The sequence below is a fragment of the Acinetobacter rongchengensis genome, from assembly GCF_003611475.1.
GTDB classification, from domain to species: domain Bacteria; phylum Pseudomonadota; class Gammaproteobacteria; order Pseudomonadales; family Moraxellaceae; genus Acinetobacter; species Acinetobacter rongchengensis.
Map to the genome: position 1 here is coordinate 1 of NZ_RAXT01000175.1, position 737 is coordinate 737.

General features: G+C 30.1%; 1 protein-coding gene. It reads right to left on the bottom strand.

Going from position 1 to position 737, the window contains the following annotated elements; all coding sequences use genetic code 11:
• Nucleotides 1–431 precede the first annotated feature (431 nt).
• Entirely contained in the window at nt 432–650 is a 219-nt protein-coding gene (locus tag D7V20_RS19365; protein WP_228260134.1) for a hypothetical protein, read from the bottom strand.
• Nucleotides 651–737: the final 87 nt, after the last annotated feature.

A 737-nucleotide genomic window follows, 5' to 3' on the forward strand; every position in this document is an offset into this window, starting at 1 on the left:
GCAAAATGTAAAATCAACAACTTACATCAAATCTAATTGAATAAATCCACATTACAGTTCTAAACTCAATGGATTTTTCAGTTTAGAAAAATAGCGGTTTTTTACAATATAGTTGTAAACCTAGCCTTTCCAAATTGGTAAAACTTCTTCAAAGGAAACTAGATAGATGGTTTGGAAGATGAACTCGTTTCATTATGGTTGGTATTTTCACCGTTACCCAATCTTTTTGTTTCTGTAACTGCTTGAGATTTTATAAAAATTACAATACCTAAAACAATAATACCAACCACAAGAACTATTAATAGAATTTTATTCTTTTTCATAAGATTTTATAAAAACTGCCCAAATTTAAAATTGCAATCTTTTGCAGATGTGTATTGAGAAACAGCTCACCCATTATCTAGGGTTTCATAGTGTGTACCGGATACATTCTAAAATCTTTTATCACTTTTAGGATCAACAAACCCTGCTCTAACACGATACCCACTTGGGTTACTTGAATTATCTGTTCGTTGGTTGCCATTAGTAGCTTTTTGATCTGTTTTTGCATATAGATTTTTATGTACACCTGTTAAAGCATCATAAGAAATAGATTCGTTATACCAACCATATCCAAAACTTGGAATATATGCTTCTGTAAAATTTGACATTTTTTTTAATCTCTCTTTGTTTACAACTATATTGTTAAAGTTTAGGACTTTAATGTCCAGTTTACGTTTGTGTTGTCAAATCACAAC

What these genes read in the sequence shown, in the direction of transcription:
- D7V20_RS19365 (WP_228260134.1), bottom strand. Translation starts at nt 650, where the DNA reads ATGTCAAATTTTACAGAAGCATATATTCCAAGTTTTGGATATGGTTGG.